At 51.4% G+C, this 17957-nt stretch carries 17 protein-coding genes and 2 pseudogenes; 7 read left to right on the plus strand and 12 right to left on the minus strand.

Translation table 11 applies throughout. The annotated features are described in order from the left end of the window. Positions 1-48 precede the first annotated feature (48 nt). Together C2M29_RS07135 and C2M29_RS07140 are read left to right on the plus strand one after the other, a co-directional pair. Positions 49-1122: a ketoacyl-ACP synthase III gene (locus tag C2M29_RS07135; RefSeq protein ID WP_105189332.1), complete on the plus strand. Its 1074-nt coding sequence runs from the start codon at positions 49-51 to the stop codon at positions 1120-1122. A gap of 134 nt (positions 1123-1256) precedes the next feature. Further along, on the plus strand, positions 1257-1655 hold the full coding sequence (locus C2M29_RS07140) for an STAS/SEC14 domain-containing protein (RefSeq protein WP_105189097.1): 399 nt from the start codon (positions 1257-1259) through the stop codon (positions 1653-1655). Positions 1656-1708: 53 nt separating this feature from the next. Here the strand turns inward: C2M29_RS07140 and C2M29_RS07145 are convergent, their stop codons facing one another. Further along, a complete protein-coding gene (locus C2M29_RS07145; RefSeq protein ID WP_105189098.1) occupies positions 1709-3079 on the minus strand; it encodes a leucyl aminopeptidase family protein in 1371 nt (456 codons plus the stop codon). Between the two features lie 71 nt (positions 3080-3150). On the opposite strand from C2M29_RS07145, the gene thpR reads away from it, so the two are divergent. Beyond that, on the plus strand, positions 3151-3684 hold the full coding sequence (gene thpR, locus C2M29_RS07150) for an RNA 2',3'-cyclic phosphodiesterase (RefSeq protein WP_105189099.1): 534 nt from the start codon (positions 3151-3153) through the stop codon (positions 3682-3684). Positions 3685-3701: 17 nt separating this feature from the next. On the opposite strand, the gene C2M29_RS07155 is transcribed toward thpR, so the two are convergent. Beyond that, a complete protein-coding gene (locus C2M29_RS07155) occupies positions 3702-4091 on the minus strand; it encodes a hypothetical protein (protein ID WP_105189100.1) in 390 nt (129 codons plus the stop codon). A 223-nt stretch (positions 4092-4314) separates the two neighbouring features. Here C2M29_RS07155 and C2M29_RS07160 point away from each other — a divergent pair, with 223 nt between their 5' ends. Next, positions 4315-6897 (plus strand): TonB-dependent receptor plug domain-containing protein, encoded by a 2583-nt coding sequence (locus C2M29_RS07160; RefSeq protein ID WP_105189101.1) that lies wholly within the window; start codon positions 4315-4317, stop codon positions 6895-6897. 112 nt (positions 6898-7009) lie between these two features. Then, on the plus strand, positions 7010-8503 hold the full coding sequence (locus tag C2M29_RS07165; protein ID WP_105189102.1) for a tetratricopeptide repeat-containing sulfotransferase family protein: 1494 nt from the start codon (positions 7010-7012) through the stop codon (positions 8501-8503). Here the strand turns inward: C2M29_RS07165 and C2M29_RS07170 are convergent. Beyond that, positions 8436-9341, minus strand: a complete 906-nt coding sequence (locus C2M29_RS07170) for an alpha/beta fold hydrolase (RefSeq protein ID WP_105189103.1) — start codon at positions 9339-9341, stop codon at positions 8436-8438. The genes C2M29_RS07165 and C2M29_RS07170 overlap by 68 nt on opposite strands. A gap of 150 nt (positions 9342-9491) precedes the next feature. Between C2M29_RS07170 and C2M29_RS07175 the strand changes: the two genes are divergently transcribed. Then, positions 9492-9887, plus strand: a complete 396-nt coding sequence (locus C2M29_RS07175) for a hypothetical protein (RefSeq protein WP_105189104.1) — start codon at positions 9492-9494, stop codon at positions 9885-9887. A 121-nt stretch (positions 9888-10008) separates the two neighbouring features. Here the strand turns inward: C2M29_RS07175 and C2M29_RS07180 are convergent, their stop codons facing one another. The 4 genes and pseudogenes from C2M29_RS07180 to C2M29_RS07190 form a co-directional block, all read right to left on the minus strand. Next, positions 10009-10272: a hypothetical protein gene (locus C2M29_RS07180; protein WP_105189105.1), complete on the minus strand. Its 264-nt coding sequence runs from the start codon at positions 10270-10272 to the stop codon at positions 10009-10011. Positions 10273-10306: 34 nt separating this feature from the next. Continuing rightward, positions 10307-10684 carry a hypothetical protein gene (locus tag C2M29_RS07185; RefSeq protein WP_105189106.1) on the minus strand — a complete coding sequence of 126 codons (378 nt, stop codon included), beginning with the start codon at positions 10682-10684 and terminating at the stop codon, positions 10307-10309. Next, positions 10677-10901 (minus strand): annotated as a pseudogene (locus tag C2M29_RS16570) (YcxB family protein); the annotation flags it as partial. The pseudogene C2M29_RS16570 and the gene C2M29_RS07185, both read right to left, overlap by 8 nt. Positions 10902-10937: 36 nt before the next feature. Continuing rightward, the gene (locus C2M29_RS07190; RefSeq protein ID WP_105189107.1) at positions 10938-11222 is read right to left on the minus strand and encodes a hypothetical protein; all 285 of its coding nucleotides are present in this window, start codon (positions 11220-11222) and stop codon (positions 10938-10940) included. Between the two features lie 166 nt (positions 11223-11388). Between C2M29_RS07190 and rlmF the strand changes: the two genes are divergently transcribed. Beyond that, a complete protein-coding gene (gene rlmF / locus C2M29_RS07195; RefSeq protein WP_105189108.1) occupies positions 11389-12294 on the plus strand; it encodes a 23S rRNA (adenine(1618)-N(6))-methyltransferase RlmF in 906 nt (301 codons plus the stop codon). A gap of 25 nt (positions 12295-12319) precedes the next feature. Here the strand turns inward: rlmF and C2M29_RS07200 are convergent, their stop codons facing one another. From C2M29_RS07200 to C2M29_RS07220, 5 genes and pseudogenes are all read right to left on the minus strand, one after another. Continuing rightward, on the minus strand, positions 12320-12907 hold the full coding sequence (locus C2M29_RS07200; protein WP_105189109.1) for a thymidine kinase: 588 nt from the start codon (positions 12905-12907) through the stop codon (positions 12320-12322). Positions 12908-12983: 76 nt separating this feature from the next. Further along, complete coding sequence (locus tag C2M29_RS07205) at positions 12984-13466, minus strand: methylated-DNA--[protein]-cysteine S-methyltransferase (protein WP_105189110.1); 483 nt, start codon at positions 13464-13466, stop codon at positions 12984-12986. Then, the gene (locus tag C2M29_RS07210) at positions 13463-14812 is read right to left on the minus strand and encodes a DNA-3-methyladenine glycosylase 2 family protein (protein WP_105189111.1); all 1350 of its coding nucleotides are present in this window, start codon (positions 14810-14812) and stop codon (positions 13463-13465) included. The genes C2M29_RS07205 and C2M29_RS07210 overlap by 4 nt, the downstream gene beginning before the upstream one ends. Positions 14813-15103: 291 nt before the next feature. After that, positions 15104-15598 carry a GNAT family N-acetyltransferase gene (locus tag C2M29_RS07215; protein WP_105189112.1) on the minus strand — a complete coding sequence of 165 codons (495 nt, stop codon included), beginning with the start codon at positions 15596-15598 and terminating at the stop codon, positions 15104-15106. 31 nt (positions 15599-15629) lie between these two features. Further along, positions 15630-17872, minus strand: a pseudogene (locus C2M29_RS07220) (aminotransferase class V-fold PLP-dependent enzyme). Between the last annotated feature and the right edge of the window lie 85 nt (positions 17873-17957).

Below are 17957 nucleotides of genomic sequence, written 5' to 3' on the forward strand. Positions count from 1 at the left end.
GCCAGCTGAGAAAAGCTGTCGCCAATGCAGCAACTACTAGGATTTTATATGCATTATGCAGAGATCACCGGCTGGGGAAAGTGTGTCCCACCGGCTCGAATCAGCAATCAGGATATTGCCACCGTCGTCGATACCTCCGATGAATGGATCAGCTCGCGCACCGGTATTAAAGCGCGCCATGTGAGCCACGTAAGCACCGCCGAAATGGCCACCGTAGCGGCGCAACGTGCCCTAGACTGTGCCGGTCTGGATGCCACAGAGCTGGACCTGGTGTTAGTCGCCACCTGTACCCCGAGTACGGTTGTGGCGAACACCGCGTCTGAGGTACAGCAACGTCTTGGTGCTACCGGTGCCGCGGCCTGCGACAGTAACGCCGCATGTTCGGGCTTTTTGTATGCTCTGCAAATGGCCACCGCACAAATTCAGGCCGGGATGATCAGACGCGCCGTGGTTGTCGCCGCCGAGCGAATGAGCTGGTATATCAACTGGGCCCGCCGTGATAGCGCCGTGCTCTTTGGTGATGGCGCCGGTGCCGTGGTGCTTGAAGCAAGCGAGCAACCGCTTGGTTTATTGGCCAGTAAATCCGGCTGCGACAGCTCGGATCGCAGCATCCTGCACATCGACAACTTTGGCTCGAACATCAATAAGTACGAAGCCATTGGCGGTTCAGAACTGCACTTTGTCGGTCCGGAAATTTTCAAGCGTGCGGTCAAAGGCATGAGTGGCGCCTGCGATGACGTGCTGAATCAGGCGCAACTGAGCCTGGATGACATTGATGTACTGGTACCGCATCAGGCTAACCTGCGCATTATCCAGGCCATTCAACAGCGCCTTAAAGTCGATGATGAAAAGGTGATGGTTAATATCGATGAATATGGCAACACCTCGGCGGCCACCATTGCCATCGCCCTGTGTGAAGCGGTAGAGCGCGGCATGATAAAGCCGGGTGCCAACATTATGTCGGCGGCCTTTGGCGCCGGGTTAACCTGGGCGGCCAGTTACATAAAGTGGGGTCAAAGAGTCACGCCGGTACGCGAGAGTGATGCCGCGTTAGCGCCTTGTACGCAAACCGGATTGGAGCTTATCGCCGACGCCGTTGCCGCCTGCCAGCAACAAAGCTAACTCCCCGCCTCACTTCAAGGTCGCCATTGCGGCCTTGACTGTTTTTTGCACATTTATTTGCGCTACATCATCGGCGTTCTCACCACCCTTTGCTATGTTAACTAAACACCTAAACACGCAATGAGGGTCAAACAATGGAACGTCATGGTTTACACATAGGTATAGAGCGCACCAAATCGCGCTTTTACTTTTCCCTGGTAGTGATCGGCAAATTAGATCATCACGACTATGAAGTGATCACCCCGATGTTTGATGACGCCCTACAGGGATTGGATGAGCGCATCGTCGATGTGTTTATCGACGCCAGCGAATTGGAAGGATTTACCGCCCACGCCCTGTGGGATGACTTTAAACTTGGCATTGCCCACAGACATCAATTTCGCCGTATCGCCTTTTATGGTCGCCACCAATGGCAAGATTATGCGGCGCGCATCGCCAATTGGTTTACCAGCGGCGAGGTAAAGTATTTTTCCGATGGTGATGAGGCAAGGGCTTGGCTCAATGAGCCTGAGGACGAGTCCGAAAGTGAGTAAAAGACGAGCCGCATTAGCGGCTCGTAAGTAAGGTGCTTGCGGGTGATTAAACCCTAGCGCCCGTATTTTTCTGCGAGCATGGCGTACACGGCGCGAATGCCAAAGGCTTCACCGCCAACCGGACGGCCGGGCAGCGCACGCACGTTCCAGGCCATCACATCAAAGTGCACCCAAGGGGTTTTGGCGTCGATAAACTCCTGCAGATATAATGCCGCAGTTATGGCACCACCGAATGGGCCCGGTGCACAGTTGGTTAAGTCTGCCACATCGCTTTTCATCAGATTTTTGTACTGAGCGAACAAGGGCATGCGCCACACCGGGTCTTGGCTTTGCTCACCGGCTTGAGTCAAGGCCTCGGCTACAGCGTCATCGTTACTAAAGAAGCCTGGCAGTTCGGTCCCCAAGGCAATACGCATGGCACCGGTCAGGGTAGCAAAGTCGATGATCATATCCGGATCATCCTGTTGTGCCTCATCCAAAGCGTCACATAACACTAAACGACCTTCGGCATCGGTATTATCGATTTCCACGGTCAGGCCCTTGCGGGTTTTTACCACATCGCCCGGGCGAAACGCATTGCGTGAGACGGCGTTTTCCACCGCAGGAACTAACACGCGCAGCTGAATATTAAGGTTCATGGCCATGATCAGGTTCGCCAGACCAATAACATGGGCGGCGCCGCCCATGTCTTTTTTCATTAAGCGCATACCGGCGGCAGGTTTTAAGTCCAAACCACCCGAGTCGAAACACACGCCCTTACCGACTAAGGTAATCTTAGGCGCATCCTTCTTGCCCCAACGTAAATCGAGTAATCGCGGCTTATTTTCACTGGCACGGCCAACGAGGTGAATGGTGGGATAGTTTTGCTCTAGCAGCTCATCGCCTATCCACTGACTGAATTCACCGCCAAAACGTTGTGCCAGATCGCTCATTACTTCACTAAGATGCTGCGGCATCATGTCTGCGGCTGGCGTGTTGACCAAATCGCGCACCAGTTGCGTTGACTCGACTAACGCCACTAAATCATCGTATAAGGCTGAGTTGCCGATCAACAAGCGCGCCTGCGGCTGCTGAATTTGTTTATAACCGCTAAATTGATAACCACCAAGTACAAAACCCAGGGCAATATCACGCTCGTTCGCTGTATTTTGTAGTTGATAATCACCCTTGGGTAATTTGCCAATAATATCGCCGGCAGCCCACATATCGGCGACATCGGCGGCCACCAGAATAGCACTTTGCGGCTCACCATTTTCAGGGTTTGGCAGGACACAAAGACCGGGTTGCTGTTGCAGTGAGCGGGCCACCCAGGTACGGGTAAAGTCATCTTGCTCTGCACACCAAGCATCGCAGCCTTGTTGGTCAAAAACGAAAAGCGGGATTAAGGCGGTATCGAGACGAGGTTTATTGATGAGTAAATTCATTGCGGACTCACTTTTTATTACTGATAATAAGCAGGATATCAAGTTAAAAAAGTAAATGATATAGCCGAGCCATGGGACCTAGCGAGCAAGCACGTCGGCTGTTTTTTGCCTTGGGGCTGAGCGCCGAGGATAAGCAGCATATCAATCATTGGTTAAGCCGCCATGTTTCCTTAAGCAAGGCGCCAACTCAACGTCGTAATTGGCATTTAACCTTGATGTTTCTCGGTCAGGTTGAACACACCCAAGCGCAGCAATTGATCGATGGCGCCCGCAAATTGGTAGTGCCGCATTTTTCTACCACCCTGGACGAATATGACTATTGGCCGCACAACGGCATTTTCCACCTGCGCCCAAGCGCTCCCGCCCCGGGCTTGCTAAACTTGGCCGGTGAGCTCAAAACCCTTGCCCGGCAACAGCAAATTGTCGACCAGCACGCGCGTTATCGCCCCCATGTCACTTTGGCACGCAATCTTAAAAAGCCACCGACGGTCGATAGCCCGATAACACCACTGCAACTAGAGATTGACCATTTCACCCTGTATCACTCGACCCGTGACGACCAGGGACTGGTGTATTTACCACTTGCCGAGTTTGCCTGCCGCTAACCCAGCCTTGGCCGCGGTTAATCGTCTTTAGGCTTGTTGTCCGCTTTGGTCTTTGGCGGTTTGGGGTGGCTAAAGGAGCTCGGCAGGATATCGACGCCAACCATGTGCGCAATTTTGACCACCAGAGGAATGGTGATAGGTGCAAACGGCAGCACGGCAAACACCCCTAGGCCGAGGCCTTTAAGAATATCGACAAATTGTTTATTGGCTACCTGTAAGTCTTGTTTAGACGCCTGTCCCTTGGTGTAGCGCTTATAAATATCGAGCATTTCCCTTGTTTCTTGCCGCTCTTGGGCAAGCGCCCATTTTAGCGTGACCATGGCGCGGCGCAATTTCAGCTTTTGTCGGCGCCGCGAAATCATAAGCACCCGCAGTGGGGCACGATGAAACGAACGATAGATTCGCATACTGTCTTTAATTAGGGATCTGATTGTGCATTGTCACATACTTCTGCGCGTTTCTCTAGCTCCTGTAACCGAGGACCGACATCTGCACCTACCTTGGATAAAAACATCTCACACCCAAGTCTTTTGTAACCCCTGGTTGAATTTAATGTTAACAATCTGTATACATAACTTGTACACAATAACTATATGCAACAGAAATCTGTATATGACTGGGGGATGACACATGAAGTTAAAGTACAAAAAGTTACAAGCGGCGGTGCGCTGCGCCTTGTTGTCTACATCCGCTTTAGCGGCTCTGCACAGCACTGCGGCACTGGCCGAAGACGATACCAAAGCAGAAGACACCAAGAATATTGAAAAAATCGCAGTAGTGGGTTCGCGCTCGGCACCCCGCTCCATCGGTAGTTCACCGGTTCCCGTGGATATCATCGGCGGCGAGGAGCTGGGTAAAACCGGTAACTCGGATATGCTGGAGGTCCTAAAAGGCAGCGTGCCGTCTTTCAACGTGCATGGTAACCCGATCAGCGACGCCGCAACCTTGGTGCGCCCGGCTAACCTTCGAGGCCTGCCTTCGGACAGCACCTTGGTGCTGTTAAATGGTAAACGTCGCCACCGCGCCTCGGTCATTGCCTTTTTAGGTGGTGGTATCAATGATGGCGCCCAAGGCCCGGATATCTCGGTCATTCCCAGCATCGCCCTAAAGCAGGTAGAAGTGCTACGTGATGGTGCCGCGGCGCAATACGGCTCAGATGCCATCGCCGGGGTGATGAACTTTGTGCTCAAAGACGCCAGCGAAGGCGGCACCTTGGAGCTGCGTCATGGTCAATATTACGAAGGCGATGGTGATAGCACACAGCTTGCCGGTAATATCGGCCTGCCATTTACCGATGATGGTTTTGCTAACTTTAGCTTCCAGTATAAAAATGCCGACGCCACCAGCCGCAGCGTCCAACATTACGATGCAGAAAAACTCGCGGCCGCAGGCGTGCCCGATGTCGCCGATCCGGCACAGATTTGGGGCTCGCCGGAGATCGATGACGACATCACTGTGTTTGGTAATATCGGCCTGCAACTGAGCAAGGACGATGAATTCTATCTGTTCGGTAACTATTCCGAGCGTGACGTTCGCGGCGGTTTCTACTACCGTAACCCGCACACCCGCCCCAACGTTTACTCCCCGGATGAAGGTCAGACGCTACTCGTTGGTGATTTAACCAGTGATATGAGCGGCAACTGCCCTACCGACATACAAATTGATGAAAATGTGCTCGATAACCCGGAATACATTAACCGCGTTGCCAATAACCCGGATTGTTTCGCCTTTAACGAGTTGCTGCCCGGCGGTTTCACCCCTAACTTTGGCGGTAATGTCGTTGATACCTCGCTAACCGCAGGGGTGAAAGGTGAATTTACCGATGGCTGGTTACAAGGCTGGTTCTACGATGCCAGCGCCTCGGTGGGCTACAATGCCTCACGCTACTTCCTCTATGACTCCATTAACGCCTCGCTGGGCCCGGATACGCCGCGCGATTTCTCTCCTGGTAAATACGAGCAATTAGAGAAAACCTTTAACTTTGATCTCAGCAAAGCCTTTGACTGGGGCCTGTATGACGATGCCAACCTGGCCGGCGGCCTGGAATGGCGCGAGGAAACCTTTACGGTGATCTCCGGCGACGAGCAGTCCTTTGAGGTTGGCCCGCTCTTCGATCAAGGCTTTAGTATCGGCTCGAACGGCTTCCCTGGCTTTAAACCATCACAAGCCGGCGAGTTTACCCGCCGAAACTACGCCGCTTACGTGGATGTAGAAACCCTATTCACCGAGGATCTACTCATGGGCTGGGCGGTGCGTTTTGAAGACTACGACACCTTTGGCTCAACCACCAACTACAAGGTCACCGCCCACTACACCATCAACGATGTGTTGGCATTGCGCGGCTCACTGAGCACTGGCTTTAGGGCGCCCACGGTGGGCCAGGCCAATGTTAGTAACGTACAGACCAACCTGAGCAGCGGTGTGTTGGTCGACTCGGCCCTGCTGCCGCCGACCAACCCCATCGCCGTATTGCTTGGTGGTGAAGAGCTGCAACCGGAAGAGTCCGACAGCTACACCCTGGGTGCGGTGTATCAGGACGGTGATTTCTTCCTGACGGTGGATTACTACAACATAGATGTTGAAGACCGCATCAGTCAGTCGGATAAAATCGAGTTGGACGATGACGACAGACAAAGGCTAAGGGAAGCAGGCGTACCCAATGTTGAACAGTTGGCGCAGGTCAGCTTCTTTACCAATGACTTCGATACCACCACCAAGGGTGTTGATATCGTCGCCAACTACAGCACCGACCTACTGAATGGCTCCTCTACCTTTAGCCTTGCCTACAACTGGAATGAAACCGAAGTCACGCGCTTTAGTGAAATCACCGGTGGCTTCAAGGTGAGCCGTCTTGAAGACGATCTGCCGAACCATCGCGCGACTGCCACCTGGGCACAGCAATGGGAATCCATCTCAGGTTTTGTGCGCGCCAACTATTATGGTGAATACCAGGGTGTGCACGTAGACTTTGAAGACACGGTAAAAATGGCCGATGCCACAGTGACCTTCGACATGGAGTTGACCTACCATGTTAACGATAACATCGACCTGTCTCTGGGTGCACAAAACATCTTTGATGAAGAAGGCGAGCCACTCGACTTTGAAGATAAGACCGGTATTCCAAATAACCAATGGGGCGGTAAGTTTTATGAGACTTCACCCTATGGGTTTAATGGCGGCTACTACTATCTGAAGGCGTCTTATAGCTTCTAAGGCTCGAGCCTTAACCTAACTATCCACTGCGGGCGTCAGCCCGCTTTTTTATGCTTGCGCTCGTAACCGCCGAGCGTTATGTTGAATTTACTCGTACCAGCAAACAAACAATATGAATGTACTCGCGCATGCCAACAGACTGCTTGGCGAAAACAAATTAAAACAAGCTGAGTTTCATTTTAAGTCGCTGTTAGAAGCCAACCCCAATCAGGGTGAAGCCTGGTTCGGCTTGGGCCGCATCGCCATGCGTTTGGAGAAATATCCACAGGCGGTGTACCTGCTACAAAAAGCCTGTCAGCGTTTGCCCAAGGTATTGGAGCCACTCTTTGCCCTTGCCGATGCCTTTGATGCCCTTAAAAAACAACAAGATGCCTACGCCATCCTGGATTATTGCTGCAAGATCGCGCCGCATAATGGCGAAGCCTTTTATCGCTTGGCCCAGCATCAGTTGGTGTATGGGTTTATGGAACAGGCAAAACAGACGCTTATGCGTGGTTTGGCCTGCCCGGATCACGACGTCACGCTTTACCTTTATTATGAACTGGCACACCTTGACCCCGAGGCGTTAGGCAACGAGCGAATCGCCCACCTGCACACCTTACTCAGGGGCACACAAAATAAGCATGCCAAGGTGGTCGCCCACTATACCTTAGGTAAAAGCTACCATAAGGCGGGCGATAAGAATCAAGCCTTCGCCCATTATCGCCTCGCCAACAAGTTACAGGGCAAGCTCTGCCCAGCCTTTAGCAAAAAGGGATTTGATTCCTACCTTGATGAGATTAAGACCTTGTTTAGCGCCGATTTTATTGCCACCCAGCGCGATGCGATTAAGGCCAGTTTCACACCCGTGTTTATCGTCGGCATGCCCAGAAGTGGTTCGACCCTGTTAGAACAAATGCTGTGCCAACATCCTAAGGTGGCAAGCCTAGGTGAAAACCAGGTTTTTAGCGGCAAACTTATGGCCTACCTTAGCACAGTTACAGAGCGTCCATTCCCCGCCTGCATGGCCGAGTTGAATACTGAGATGCGCGCAAAACTCAGGCAGATGTACGCAGACGAAGTCGCCAAGCAGCAGTTGGGCCAGCAGTTTATTCTTAACAAGCTGCCGGCCAACTTTCAGGCTATCGGCGCCATCAAGGCACTGTTCCCTAATGCCTTATTTATCGACATGCGCCGCAGTTTTTATCCCATGGCCTGGTCGGTGTTTGGCCACTACTTTGGCGCCAATGAAGCTTTTTTCTGCGATATGAATAAGCTGCAAGACTATTACGAAGGCTATGAGCGACTGATGCAGCATTGGCGCCAGAGCATTGGTGACAGCCTTTATACCCAGCATTATGAGCAGTTAATCGAGCACCCGGAGAAGACGCTGCGCCAACTATGCGCCTGGCTGGATATTGTCTACACCGAGCAATGCCTTGATTACCACAACAGCAGCGAGGCGGTCACCACCTTAAGTCGGGTTCAGGTGCGCCAACCTCTGTACCAGGGCGCTAATCTCGCCTATAAAGACTATGAACAAGCTTTTTTAAGCTGCTTTAACCATGTCGTGCAAACCAGGTCACGACATCCTGAAACTGATCCCGCACTGCCTGAGGGTGAGTAAGCATATCGATGTGGCCATAATCATGGTGATGACCATGGCTGCGGCCATATATTTTTAACTCCTGAAGCCCGACTCCGGACTCCTGCATAAACTTCTTAATATCGATAGGCTGGGCAAGAGACTTATCCTTGACCCCGGCAATATGAAAAATCGGTGGCAAAGCCTTGTGCCGCAGCGCCGCGCCGTAATCAAAGCCATCATCACTGTCGATCCAGGGCGAAATCTTGGCCCACTGCATGCTCTGATAATGCGACTTAATGGTTTCATTATCGCTGCCCCACTTAAGCTGGCGCGCCGGCAGATAGCCATGTTTCTGCGCATATTTAGGGGCGAGCCAATACCAGATTAAATTGCCCTTAATAAATTTACCGAGATGACGGTTATAGAGCGAGCGTTTGGAACCAAAGTAGGCGCAAGCACTCACCCGCTCGACGTATTCGGGAAAACGAGCAAAGGCGCTGTTAAAGAGCACACCGCCCCATGAATGGGCTACCCAAAAGCGGGGAAACTCACCACTGTGAGCGGTAATTTTATCGATAAAGGCAGGGATCTCGGCGCAGATGGCCTCGGTCTGACCATAGGCAGCCCCCCGGGCAATGGACGGTTTACTCTCTCCTCGTCCCGCCAAGTCAGCCACATAACAACGATAACCCTGCCGCGCTAAAAATGGCGCGAGGCCTTTATTACTGTGGGTGTAGAAAATCTTGCCGTTCTCTACCGCGCCATGCATAAAAAACACGGATGGGCCACAGGCATCGGCTTTTGCTATGTAACGCAGGTGGAGTTGCTGCGAGGCATTGAGGTCAATAAAAAGCGACTGCTGCTGAATGTCGGTCATAATTCGGCCCATTTTATTATTTTCACCTCATCGTACCAGTATCGATATACGTCAACAAGTTATTAAAATTCCAATGAATTTCTCGTTCAGTTTGGGTTTAGGCTACTGTGATATGATTTACACGAAATTAACAACTCAAGAGTAAAAATTATGAACTCATTACGTCCACTAAGTGTTGCCTTAATGCTAGCCGTTTCTCTAGGTGTTAGCGTTGAAGCCAGTGCTCAAGATAAAAAAGAAAAAGAAGTAAAAGAGCAAAAAGCACAAGTTAAAGAAATGAATGAGCACGCTGAACTTAAGCACAAAAACGCTCAAGAGCACGCCCAAGAGAAGCGTGAAATGGCTAAAGAAAAAGCCGAAGCCAAAAAAGAAATGGCTGAAGAAAAGCACGAAATGGCTGAAGACAAAGCCCACGAGCACAAAAAAGATAAAAAGCACAAAATGAAAGACAAGGAAAAGAAAGCTAAGGACAAGGCTAAAGATAAAAAAGAAGACATGCTTAAAGAGTGTGACGAAAAAGATCGCGCCAAAGGCGAGTGTAACTAATCTCCCTTTTAGCCTTCAGTATTTGCACACGGTACTGAAGGCTAACTTACGCCTCCATCAGCCTGTTGGCATAATGGCCCAAGTTCAAAAACATGCAGCCATTAATGTCAAACCAACTAGACTAATCCCCTAGCCCCAATTTTGCCTTCTTTAGGGTCAACTTGATCACGGTGATAAACTGCCACACCATAAGCGCACCACCGATGCCGAGTAAGGCATAGCTATTTTCTATTTCATTTAGAAACGAAATAAACGCATCGCCATTAACGGCAAATACTCCATAAAGACCCAAGCCGAATAAAATTGAGCCAGGCGCGCCTATTAGTTGAGCCTGAAGCATTTTTTTATTGATTTCGCTACGTTGCGCTTCCCTATTATCGTTCATGTTAATTCCTTATCAGTTCTCTATGTATTAATTCTTACTCTTGCCCGTCAACGCCAACAGTCACGTCTTCAAGCCATCTTACATTGGTTTTTCGAATGCCTAGCCCTTGTTTAAAACGACTAGAAAAGGCTAAATCCGGGGTACCGACCCAACCGCGCTCAACATAGAGGTTGTAACCATCAGCATATCGCTCATAGCGCACCGCCCCTAACCAAATACCGTCCCAATCACCAAGAAACTCAAGCTCGTTTAAAGTGGTTGGATACCGGCCATGACGCACCTTATGTAATTCAATCAAGGCTACCGCCGAAACAAAGTTCTGTTGTCCAAATTGCTCATCAGCACCGGGCACTCTGAGGTCGCAGCCCGTTAAATAAAAAATAACCAGCACGCCAAGCAAACACTTATGCATGATGCTTTTCCTCATCCGCTGAAACTGCCGGAGCTTGCTTTTGGTAGACGCAAACCTGACGATAAAACTCATCCGCGTCGGATAATTTTTCCTCTGGAAACACAAAGGCGTAGGCATTGTCTAAGTAAATAAGGATCATGCCTTGCACCCTCTCGATTCTTTTGACAATAGACCAGGCATGGCGCCCCTGATAACCCTGACCGTGAGAAGCGATACCTTGCTGGTCAAAAGTGAAATGATGCTCTCCACAAAACTAGCCAGTAGCCGATGGCTCCAAGGCTCGGCGCAGCTTGCGCATATTGAGTATCGCCAGCAGCCAAATAAAAACAAACACCAGCAAGGCAATAAGCGCACTGGGCCAATGAAATTCGCTGACTTGGTTAAAGGCCCACAAAAGCGCAACCCCCATTACCATCCAGGTCAACATGCTCCCCCAAAAACCATCAAACCAGGTGCGATACTGCTTGGGCAGCTCACGTTCAACATAACGTTGAAACCGCCACCAGTCTTGTTGTTCCAATGTGATAGTGATGTCCATATGCTTTGGCTCCAAGATGCCACTCAGACTTTGCTAACTAATTAATAACCAATATATTTACACTTATTAACCAAGGTGTAAATAAAACCGGCGCTAAAATGCACGCTACATTCTAGCGGGCCAATCCCTTATACTATGCGCATAATCAGCCAACAGAGACCCTCCCTTGCATCCACAAAATCGCCATCGAAACGGCTACGACTTCGACGCCCTGTGCAACAGCTTGCCCAGCCTAAAAGCGTATGTGATTATGCGTCCCGACGGACAAGCCAGTATCGACTTTAGCGATGCCAAGGCACTTAAAACCCTAAATCAGGCCTTGCTTAAACACCATTACGATGTTGCTATTTGGGATCTGCCCGAGGGCTTTTTGTGCCCGCCTGTGCCCGGGCGCGCCGACTACTTGCACCATCTTTATGATTTGATAAGCCAAGATACCCAGCACAATCTAGAGCAGCCAAAGGTGCGGGTGATGGATGTCGGCACCGGCGCCTCACTGATCTACCCCATCCTAGGTAACAAGCTGTTTAATTGGCAGTTTTTAGCCAGCGATATAGATGTGCAGTCGGTTAAGCTGGCAAAACAGCTGGCTCAGCTCAATGCGTTGCCAGTCAAGGTGATACAGCAAAAGCAGCCGACTCAGTATTTCGCTGGCATCATCAAGGCGCAAGACACACTGGTGGCAACCCTGTGCAACCCGCCGTTTCATGACAGCGAGCAAAGTGCCCAGGCCGGATCGCAACGCAAATGGCGCAATTTAAAAGGACAGCAAAGTAATGCCCTGAACTTTGGCGGCCGCGCCAATGAGCTATGGTGCCAAGGCGGTGAGCTGGCCTTTATCCGCAATATGGCCTTGGAGAGCAAGCACTTTGCCGAGCAGGTGATTTGGTTTACCAGCCTGGTGTCGAAGAAGGAAAATGAACGCCCCTTGAAGAGCACGCTACGTAAACTGGGTGCCGCGCAAATCGAGGTGGTGGCCATGGCCCAGGGGCAAAAAAGCAGCCGCTTTATTGCCTGGACCTTTATGGAGGCGCCCGAGCGCCGGGCGCAGCTAGAAAGACTGTTGGGTTAAGCCTCGGCTAAGCCTTGGCTAAGCTTTAGACTGAATCTTGATTGAGCGCTTCTTTATAGTGCTTGCGGCACACGGATACATAGCGCTCATTACCGCCGATCTGCACCTGGTCGCCACTGGCGACCACATCACCATTGTGGTCATAACGCAGTACATGATTGGCCTTGCGCCCGCAATGGCATACGGTTTTTAGCTCCACCAGCTTATCGGCCCAGGCCAACAAATACTGGGAGCCAACAAACAGCTCACCCAAAAAGTCACTGCGTAAACCATAACACAGCACCGGAATTTTTAGCCGATCGACCACCTCGGTCAATTGCCACACCTGCTCCTTGGATAAAAACTGGCTCTCATCCACCAGCACGCAATGCAGGGGCTCTTCCTGATGTTGCGAGGAAATCAAATCGTAGACATTACTGGTGCCATCGAAAACAAAGGCATCGGCCTGCAAGCCGATACGAGAGGCGACCTTGCCTACCCCGGCGCGATCGTCGATGGCAGCGGTCATGATCATGGGGCGCATGCCGCGCTCACGATAGTTAAACGCCGATTGTAATAAGGTGGTGGACTTACCGGCATTCATTGCCGAATAGTAAAAATACAGTTGAGCCATGGTTATTCTTCTAAAAATTTCGCGCGCCAAGCTTACACTAAGCCCCCGTTCAAGGCCAAGGCAAACTCTTTAGGGGTTATTCCTTGCTACAGTGAGTTTGCTCTAAAGCCAGCAGCCAGCGCTTGCGCTCCAGCCCACCGGCATACCCGGTCAAGGTACCATTGGCGCCTATTACCCGATGACAAGGCACAATAATGCTAATGGGATTACGGCCATTGGCCGCACCGACGGCACGCACCGCCTTGGGGTTGCCCACCAAGCGCGCAATATCGCCATAACTGCCGGTTTGACCATAGGCGATACTGCCTAAGGCCTGCCAAATCTGGTGCTGAAACTCGGTACCCTTAATATCCAGGGGAAGCTCAAACTGTGCTCGCGCGCCTCGAAAGTATTCCTGCAATTGGCTTGCAGCCTGCGCCGTGATGCTATTGGCAGTTGCACCCGCACTGGTATCGGTCTTGTGCTCAAGATCAAAGCCCACATAGCATAGGCCTGTGTCAGTGGCCTGGATCACCAACTCGCCCAGGGGCGTGTCGATACATTCTTGATATAAGCTCATAATTGTTGCCATAGTTGAAAGGTAAGATAAGAGCGAAACGGCGCCGCACGTTCGATATCTATGCCGGCGAAGCCCGCAAGCGCCTTTTGCACGCCGAGATCGCCGCCGAGATAAATATCCGGGTCGCTGCAACCGCGCATTTTTGCATAATTGACCGTCCACGGACCTATGCCCTTGATCGCCAGCCAGGCGTCCAGATCATCACTGCCGTGCTCAGCAATATACGTGCTTAAATCCCGCAGCGCCTGTTTACGTCGCCCGGGCATCTTAAAGAACGCCAATTCGCTTGCCGCCATTTGTGCCGCCTTGGGGAAATAACGTCCCTGCTCACCCAGCTCCTTAACCAAGGTAGAAGTGAGCGTGCGCGCCGCACTGACACTCACCTGCTGACCCAGCACCGCACGTATGCCAGCCTCGAACGGATCCCAAATGCCCGGCAGGCGTAGCCCCGAAGCAAGCTGGAACTGCTCACCCACCGCAGTTTCTAACTGAGAGTTGATCACCTGCGTATCGGCATCCAGATCCAAGACCCGGCGAATATTGGCAACCACCCCTTGCAGGCAATGCCAGTTATCCATGCTGATCTCCACCCTAAAGCCCTGCTTTTTAGCCTGATAATGAGCGGTAAACTCACCCTTCCCACCCTGATAAGTGAAGGTGCGACCATAACTGGTGGCAGTTATCCACTCCATGGGGGGCACCAAACGCTTGTGTAAAAATGCCTGCATGGCCTGCCAGTCATAAGGTGGACGAAAACTCAAAAACAGGCTGATATGACCGGCGTCAGGTTGTGTTTTGTTACGAATGGCACTGGGGGTCAGCTGCATCAACTTCTTAAACGCATCGTTAAAACGGCGCACGCTATTAAAACCGGCGGCAAACGCTATCTCTGTGATAGGCAATTGAGTTTGCTGCAAGAGTTGTTTCGCAAACTGACATTGGCTAAACAGCGCATATTGACCCGGGGCTATACCGTAATGCTTTTTAAATAACTGACTAAGATAGCTGGATGACACCCCCAAACGGGTGCTCAATGCCTCGGCACCTCCAGCGGACCAATGACCCTGGTCAATTAAGCGCTTGGCCCTGAGCGCCGTGGTTTGAGCACCCAGCCAGGGGTAACTGCCAGGACTGGCATCGGGGCGACAACGCAAGCACGGGCGGAAACCGGCCTGCGCCGCTAAATGGGCATGCTCAAAATACTCGACATTGTGCTCTTTGGCCGGTGGCGCCGGACAGATAGGTCGACAATAAATGCCCGTGCTGCGCACCGCTACATAAAATAAGCCATCAAAGCGCTTGTCACGGCTTAAGCGGGCTTTTTGGCAGATATCGGCGGTGAACATAAACGAGGATCCAGCAAGGGTGATTAATGTGCTTAGCTTACCCTATTGGTGGCGCGGCACTAGCCGGATTTTGCACTCAATGGTAAAAATGTAAAAAGCGCGCTTTGATACCAATTCACTTAAATAGCTAATCATTCTAGCGGGCTAAATTTCATGCTAACTGCGTTGGAACTTTTCTATGTAGAATAACTACATAATAAAAATTCCGCCTTGCCATCACATCATTTATCCAGCGCTATATCTGATCACATACTTAACAGAATTGGTATAGCGCGCTCATAAAAGGGCAGATTATTGCTCGGCAAATTGCAGCAGTTTATCGCCACTTAGGCGATAGATTTGCCACTGTGCCTGAGCCTCGGCACCTATGCTCTGGTAGAAATCGATGGCAGGCTGGTTCCAGTCAAGTACCACCCATTCAAAACGGCCACAGTTTTTGCTGATGGCGCGCTGCGCTAAATATTTCATCAGTGCCTTACCGGCACCGCGACCACGCTTATCTTCACTAACAAACAAGTCTTCAAGATATAAACCATTGCGGCCAAGCCAGGTGGAGTAATTATAAAAATACACCGCAAAGCCAATGGCTTCAGCGTCGGGGGCGTCACTTTCAAAGCAAATAACGCTGTGGGCGGTCGCCCCTTCATCAAACAGGGTGCGCTCTATATCGTGCTCAGTGGCGGCAACGGCGTCGGGCTCGCGCTCATACACAGCTAACGCCTTGATAAACTGATAGATCAAGGGCACATCATTGATCACCGCATCGCGGATAAATACTTGGCTCATGGTGGTTCCTGGGCTATGAATTAAGCCACCATCATACTAGCGCCAAACCGCCTTGCAAGTTGTAGACATGCTTGTAACCCAAAGATTGTAAATTCTTTATCGCCTGAGCCGAGCGGTTTCCGGTACGACAGACCAGGATATAACGGGTATCCGGCGCCAGCTGATGGGCAAACAAAGCATTGGCCATACGGCTTAGTGGCACGTTTAGCAGTTGATCGTCATGGACACTGAATAACGAACGTATGTCTTTGGCGCCATGCTCATAGGGTTCACGCACATCCAACATCACGGTTTCGAATTCCTCACTGGCAAGCATCTGTTGTACCTCGGCACTATTGAGCTGCTGCGGGCTGGCGTGCTTAGGCTGATGACTAAAGCCACACAGGGCACCGCTTTCATTGCTCAGCTCCTGGTCCAGAGCACGTTTTTGTTCGGCAAACTGCGCCTTGCTGATCTGCTCTTGCAATAACTGCTGCAGCAAAGGCGTTGCCTGGATCTGAGCCTGCCAGCTCAGAGCAAAGCACTGCTCATAGTCATGGGCAGGACACAACACGGTATCCGCATTCAATTTGGTCGCCAGCGCGTGAATTGAGTCGACCATCTGCTCTGCGTCGGCATCGGCAAACTGCGTGCTGCCTAAGCCGCTAAAGATAAAGAGATCACCGCAGAAACAGGCGCTTACTTTATCCTCTTGATACAACAAGTAGCTATGGCTATCGGCACTGTGGCCCGGGGTGGCGACACGCGTCAAGCGCTGCTTGCCCAGGGTTATTGCGTCGCCTTGCGGCCAACCCAATGGATCTTGCACTTGGGCCAAGCCCAGGCGCTCTGATAACAGGGTACGGGCCGAGTCTTTATCCTGATGTTTGTGGGTTTCCAACACGGCCTTCACATGCAGTTGTTGCTGAGTAACCAAACGTGCGATCCGCGGCACCAACTCCACAATCGGATCGATAATCACCGCCTCATTGTTAATACCCACATACAGCCAACAGCAACTGCCCTGATGACGCAGTTGCGTCAAACCCAGGGCGCAGACTTCATGCTCTGGCTGGGCGGCATCGGAAACAATTAAACAGTTATTGGCGAGCACGGGTTTAAGGGCTCGAATACGCTCACACGCCAGTGCAATTTCTTGCTCTGTGGCGGCGGGGCCGAAGGACATACGAATAGCGTTCTCACTTTGCCAATCACTGGCATTCATGGCGTCTAGCACAAAGCTGCGCGACGCACCCGAACTACAGGCGGAGCCGCCACTCACGCGAATACCAGCGGCGTCAAACAGGTCCATTACCTCTTTAGAGGTCAGGCTGTTAACACAAAAATTCAAGGTAGTGGGCACAGAGCCTTCAAGCGGCGCATTAAAGCTGATATCGCCGAACGTTTGCTCCAGGGCTTGGATCAGTTGTTGGCGATACTGGTGCAAGGTGGCAACCGGCTTAAACACCTCTTGCGATTTATCGAGCAACAAATCGAACAGCTCATAAAGGCCGGCGATTCCAGGCAGATTCTCGGTCCCCGAGCGCATGCCACTTTCCTGGCCGCCACCGGCGATAAAGGGAGTGTATGGACTATTTTCACGAATGTAGAGGAAGCCGATGCCCTTAGGTGCATAAAGTTTATGACCGGAAAACGGCGCATAATCTATGCTGGTCTCACTTAGGGCCAAATCCTGCTTACCCAGGGCTTGCACACAGTCCACCATCCAGCTGACATGATCGTTATTGGCACGGATCACCTGCTCGAGCTTAGCCAAGTCCTGATACACACCGGTTTCGTTGTTTACCGCCATGGTACAGATCATCAGTGCCTTGCCCACGTGTTGGGCGATAAAGTCCAGGTCCAGCAAACCGGCTTCATCCACGGGAATGGCTAGTACCTGGCTCCCAAACCCAGCACCTCGTTCCAATGTTTGAGGGTGTTGGGCACCGCCTTATGCTCGGTGGCACCATACAATAACACGCTGTGCTCGGTGGCCTTATGACGATTGGCTAAAAGCGTTGAGACCACGGCAGTTTGGATACCCTCGGTGGCACCGGAGGTAAAGAGAATATCACCTTGCTCGGCACCTATGACCTTACGCGCCTTGGCACGTGTTTGCTCCAGCAGATACTTGGCCTGCACCCCAGTAATATGCGAGCTAGACGGATTACCAAAACACACCTGCATGGTGTGAGAGACAACATCAGCAATGCGCGGCAACACGGGAGTGGTCGCATTGGCATCGAGATAAACGATATCCTGGCTAGTCTGGGTGAAAAAACGCTGGGTCATGGGCACCATATTCCAATTAGCTATAACTTATAACCATTGTACACAAGTGCCCATGCGCTATTAATACCGATTTGTTTGCATCACG

Source organism: Pseudoalteromonas sp. T1lg48 (assembly GCF_002964785.1).
In the GTDB taxonomy this organism is placed as follows: Bacteria; Pseudomonadota; Gammaproteobacteria; order Enterobacterales; family Alteromonadaceae; genus Pseudoalteromonas.

Bases quoted from the DNA above. Each gene is read 5' to 3' on its own strand.
- C2M29_RS07205 (WP_105189110.1), bottom strand. From the start codon at position 13,466: ATGAGCTTATATCAAGAATGTATCGACACGCCCCTGGGCGAGTTGGTG.
- C2M29_RS07160 (WP_105189101.1), top strand. From the start codon at position 4,315: ATGAAGTTAAAGTACAAAAAGTTACAAGCGGCGGTGCGCTGCGCCTTG.
- C2M29_RS07135 (WP_105189332.1), top strand. From the start codon at position 49: ATGCATTATGCAGAGATCACCGGCTGGGGAAAGTGTGTCCCACCGGCT.
- C2M29_RS07140 (WP_105189097.1), top strand. From the start codon at position 1,257: ATGGAACGTCATGGTTTACACATAGGTATAGAGCGCACCAAATCGCGC.
- C2M29_RS07145 (WP_105189098.1), bottom strand. From the start codon at position 3,079: ATGAATTTACTCATCAATAAACCTCGTCTCGATACCGCCTTAATCCCG.
- C2M29_RS07185 (WP_105189106.1), bottom strand. From the start codon at position 10,684: ATGCATAAGTGTTTGCTTGGCGTGCTGGTTATTTTTTATTTAACGGGC.
- C2M29_RS07190 (WP_105189107.1), bottom strand. From the start codon at position 11,222: ATGGACATCACTATCACATTGGAACAACAAGACTGGTGGCGGTTTCAA.
- C2M29_RS07170 (WP_105189103.1), bottom strand. From the start codon at position 9,341: ATGACCGACATTCAGCAGCAGTCGCTTTTTATTGACCTCAATGCCTCG.
- C2M29_RS07165 (WP_105189102.1), top strand. From the start codon at position 7,010: ATGAATGTACTCGCGCATGCCAACAGACTGCTTGGCGAAAACAAATTA.
- C2M29_RS07200 (WP_105189109.1), bottom strand. From the start codon at position 12,907: ATGGCTCAACTGTATTTTTACTATTCGGCAATGAATGCCGGTAAGTCC.
- C2M29_RS07210 (WP_105189111.1), bottom strand. From the start codon at position 14,812: ATGTTCACCGCCGATATCTGCCAAAAAGCCCGCTTAAGCCGTGACAAG.
- C2M29_RS07155 (WP_105189100.1), bottom strand. From the start codon at position 4,091: ATGCGAATCTATCGTTCGTTTCATCGTGCCCCACTGCGGGTGCTTATG.
- C2M29_RS07180 (WP_105189105.1), bottom strand. From the start codon at position 10,272: ATGAACGATAATAGGGAAGCGCAACGTAGCGAAATCAATAAAAAAATG.
- thpR (WP_105189099.1), top strand. From the start codon at position 3,151: ATGGGACCTAGCGAGCAAGCACGTCGGCTGTTTTTTGCCTTGGGGCTG.
- C2M29_RS07215 (WP_105189112.1), bottom strand. From the start codon at position 15,598: ATGAGCCAAGTATTTATCCGCGATGCGGTGATCAATGATGTGCCCTTG.
- C2M29_RS07175 (WP_105189104.1), top strand. From the start codon at position 9,492: ATGAACTCATTACGTCCACTAAGTGTTGCCTTAATGCTAGCCGTTTCT.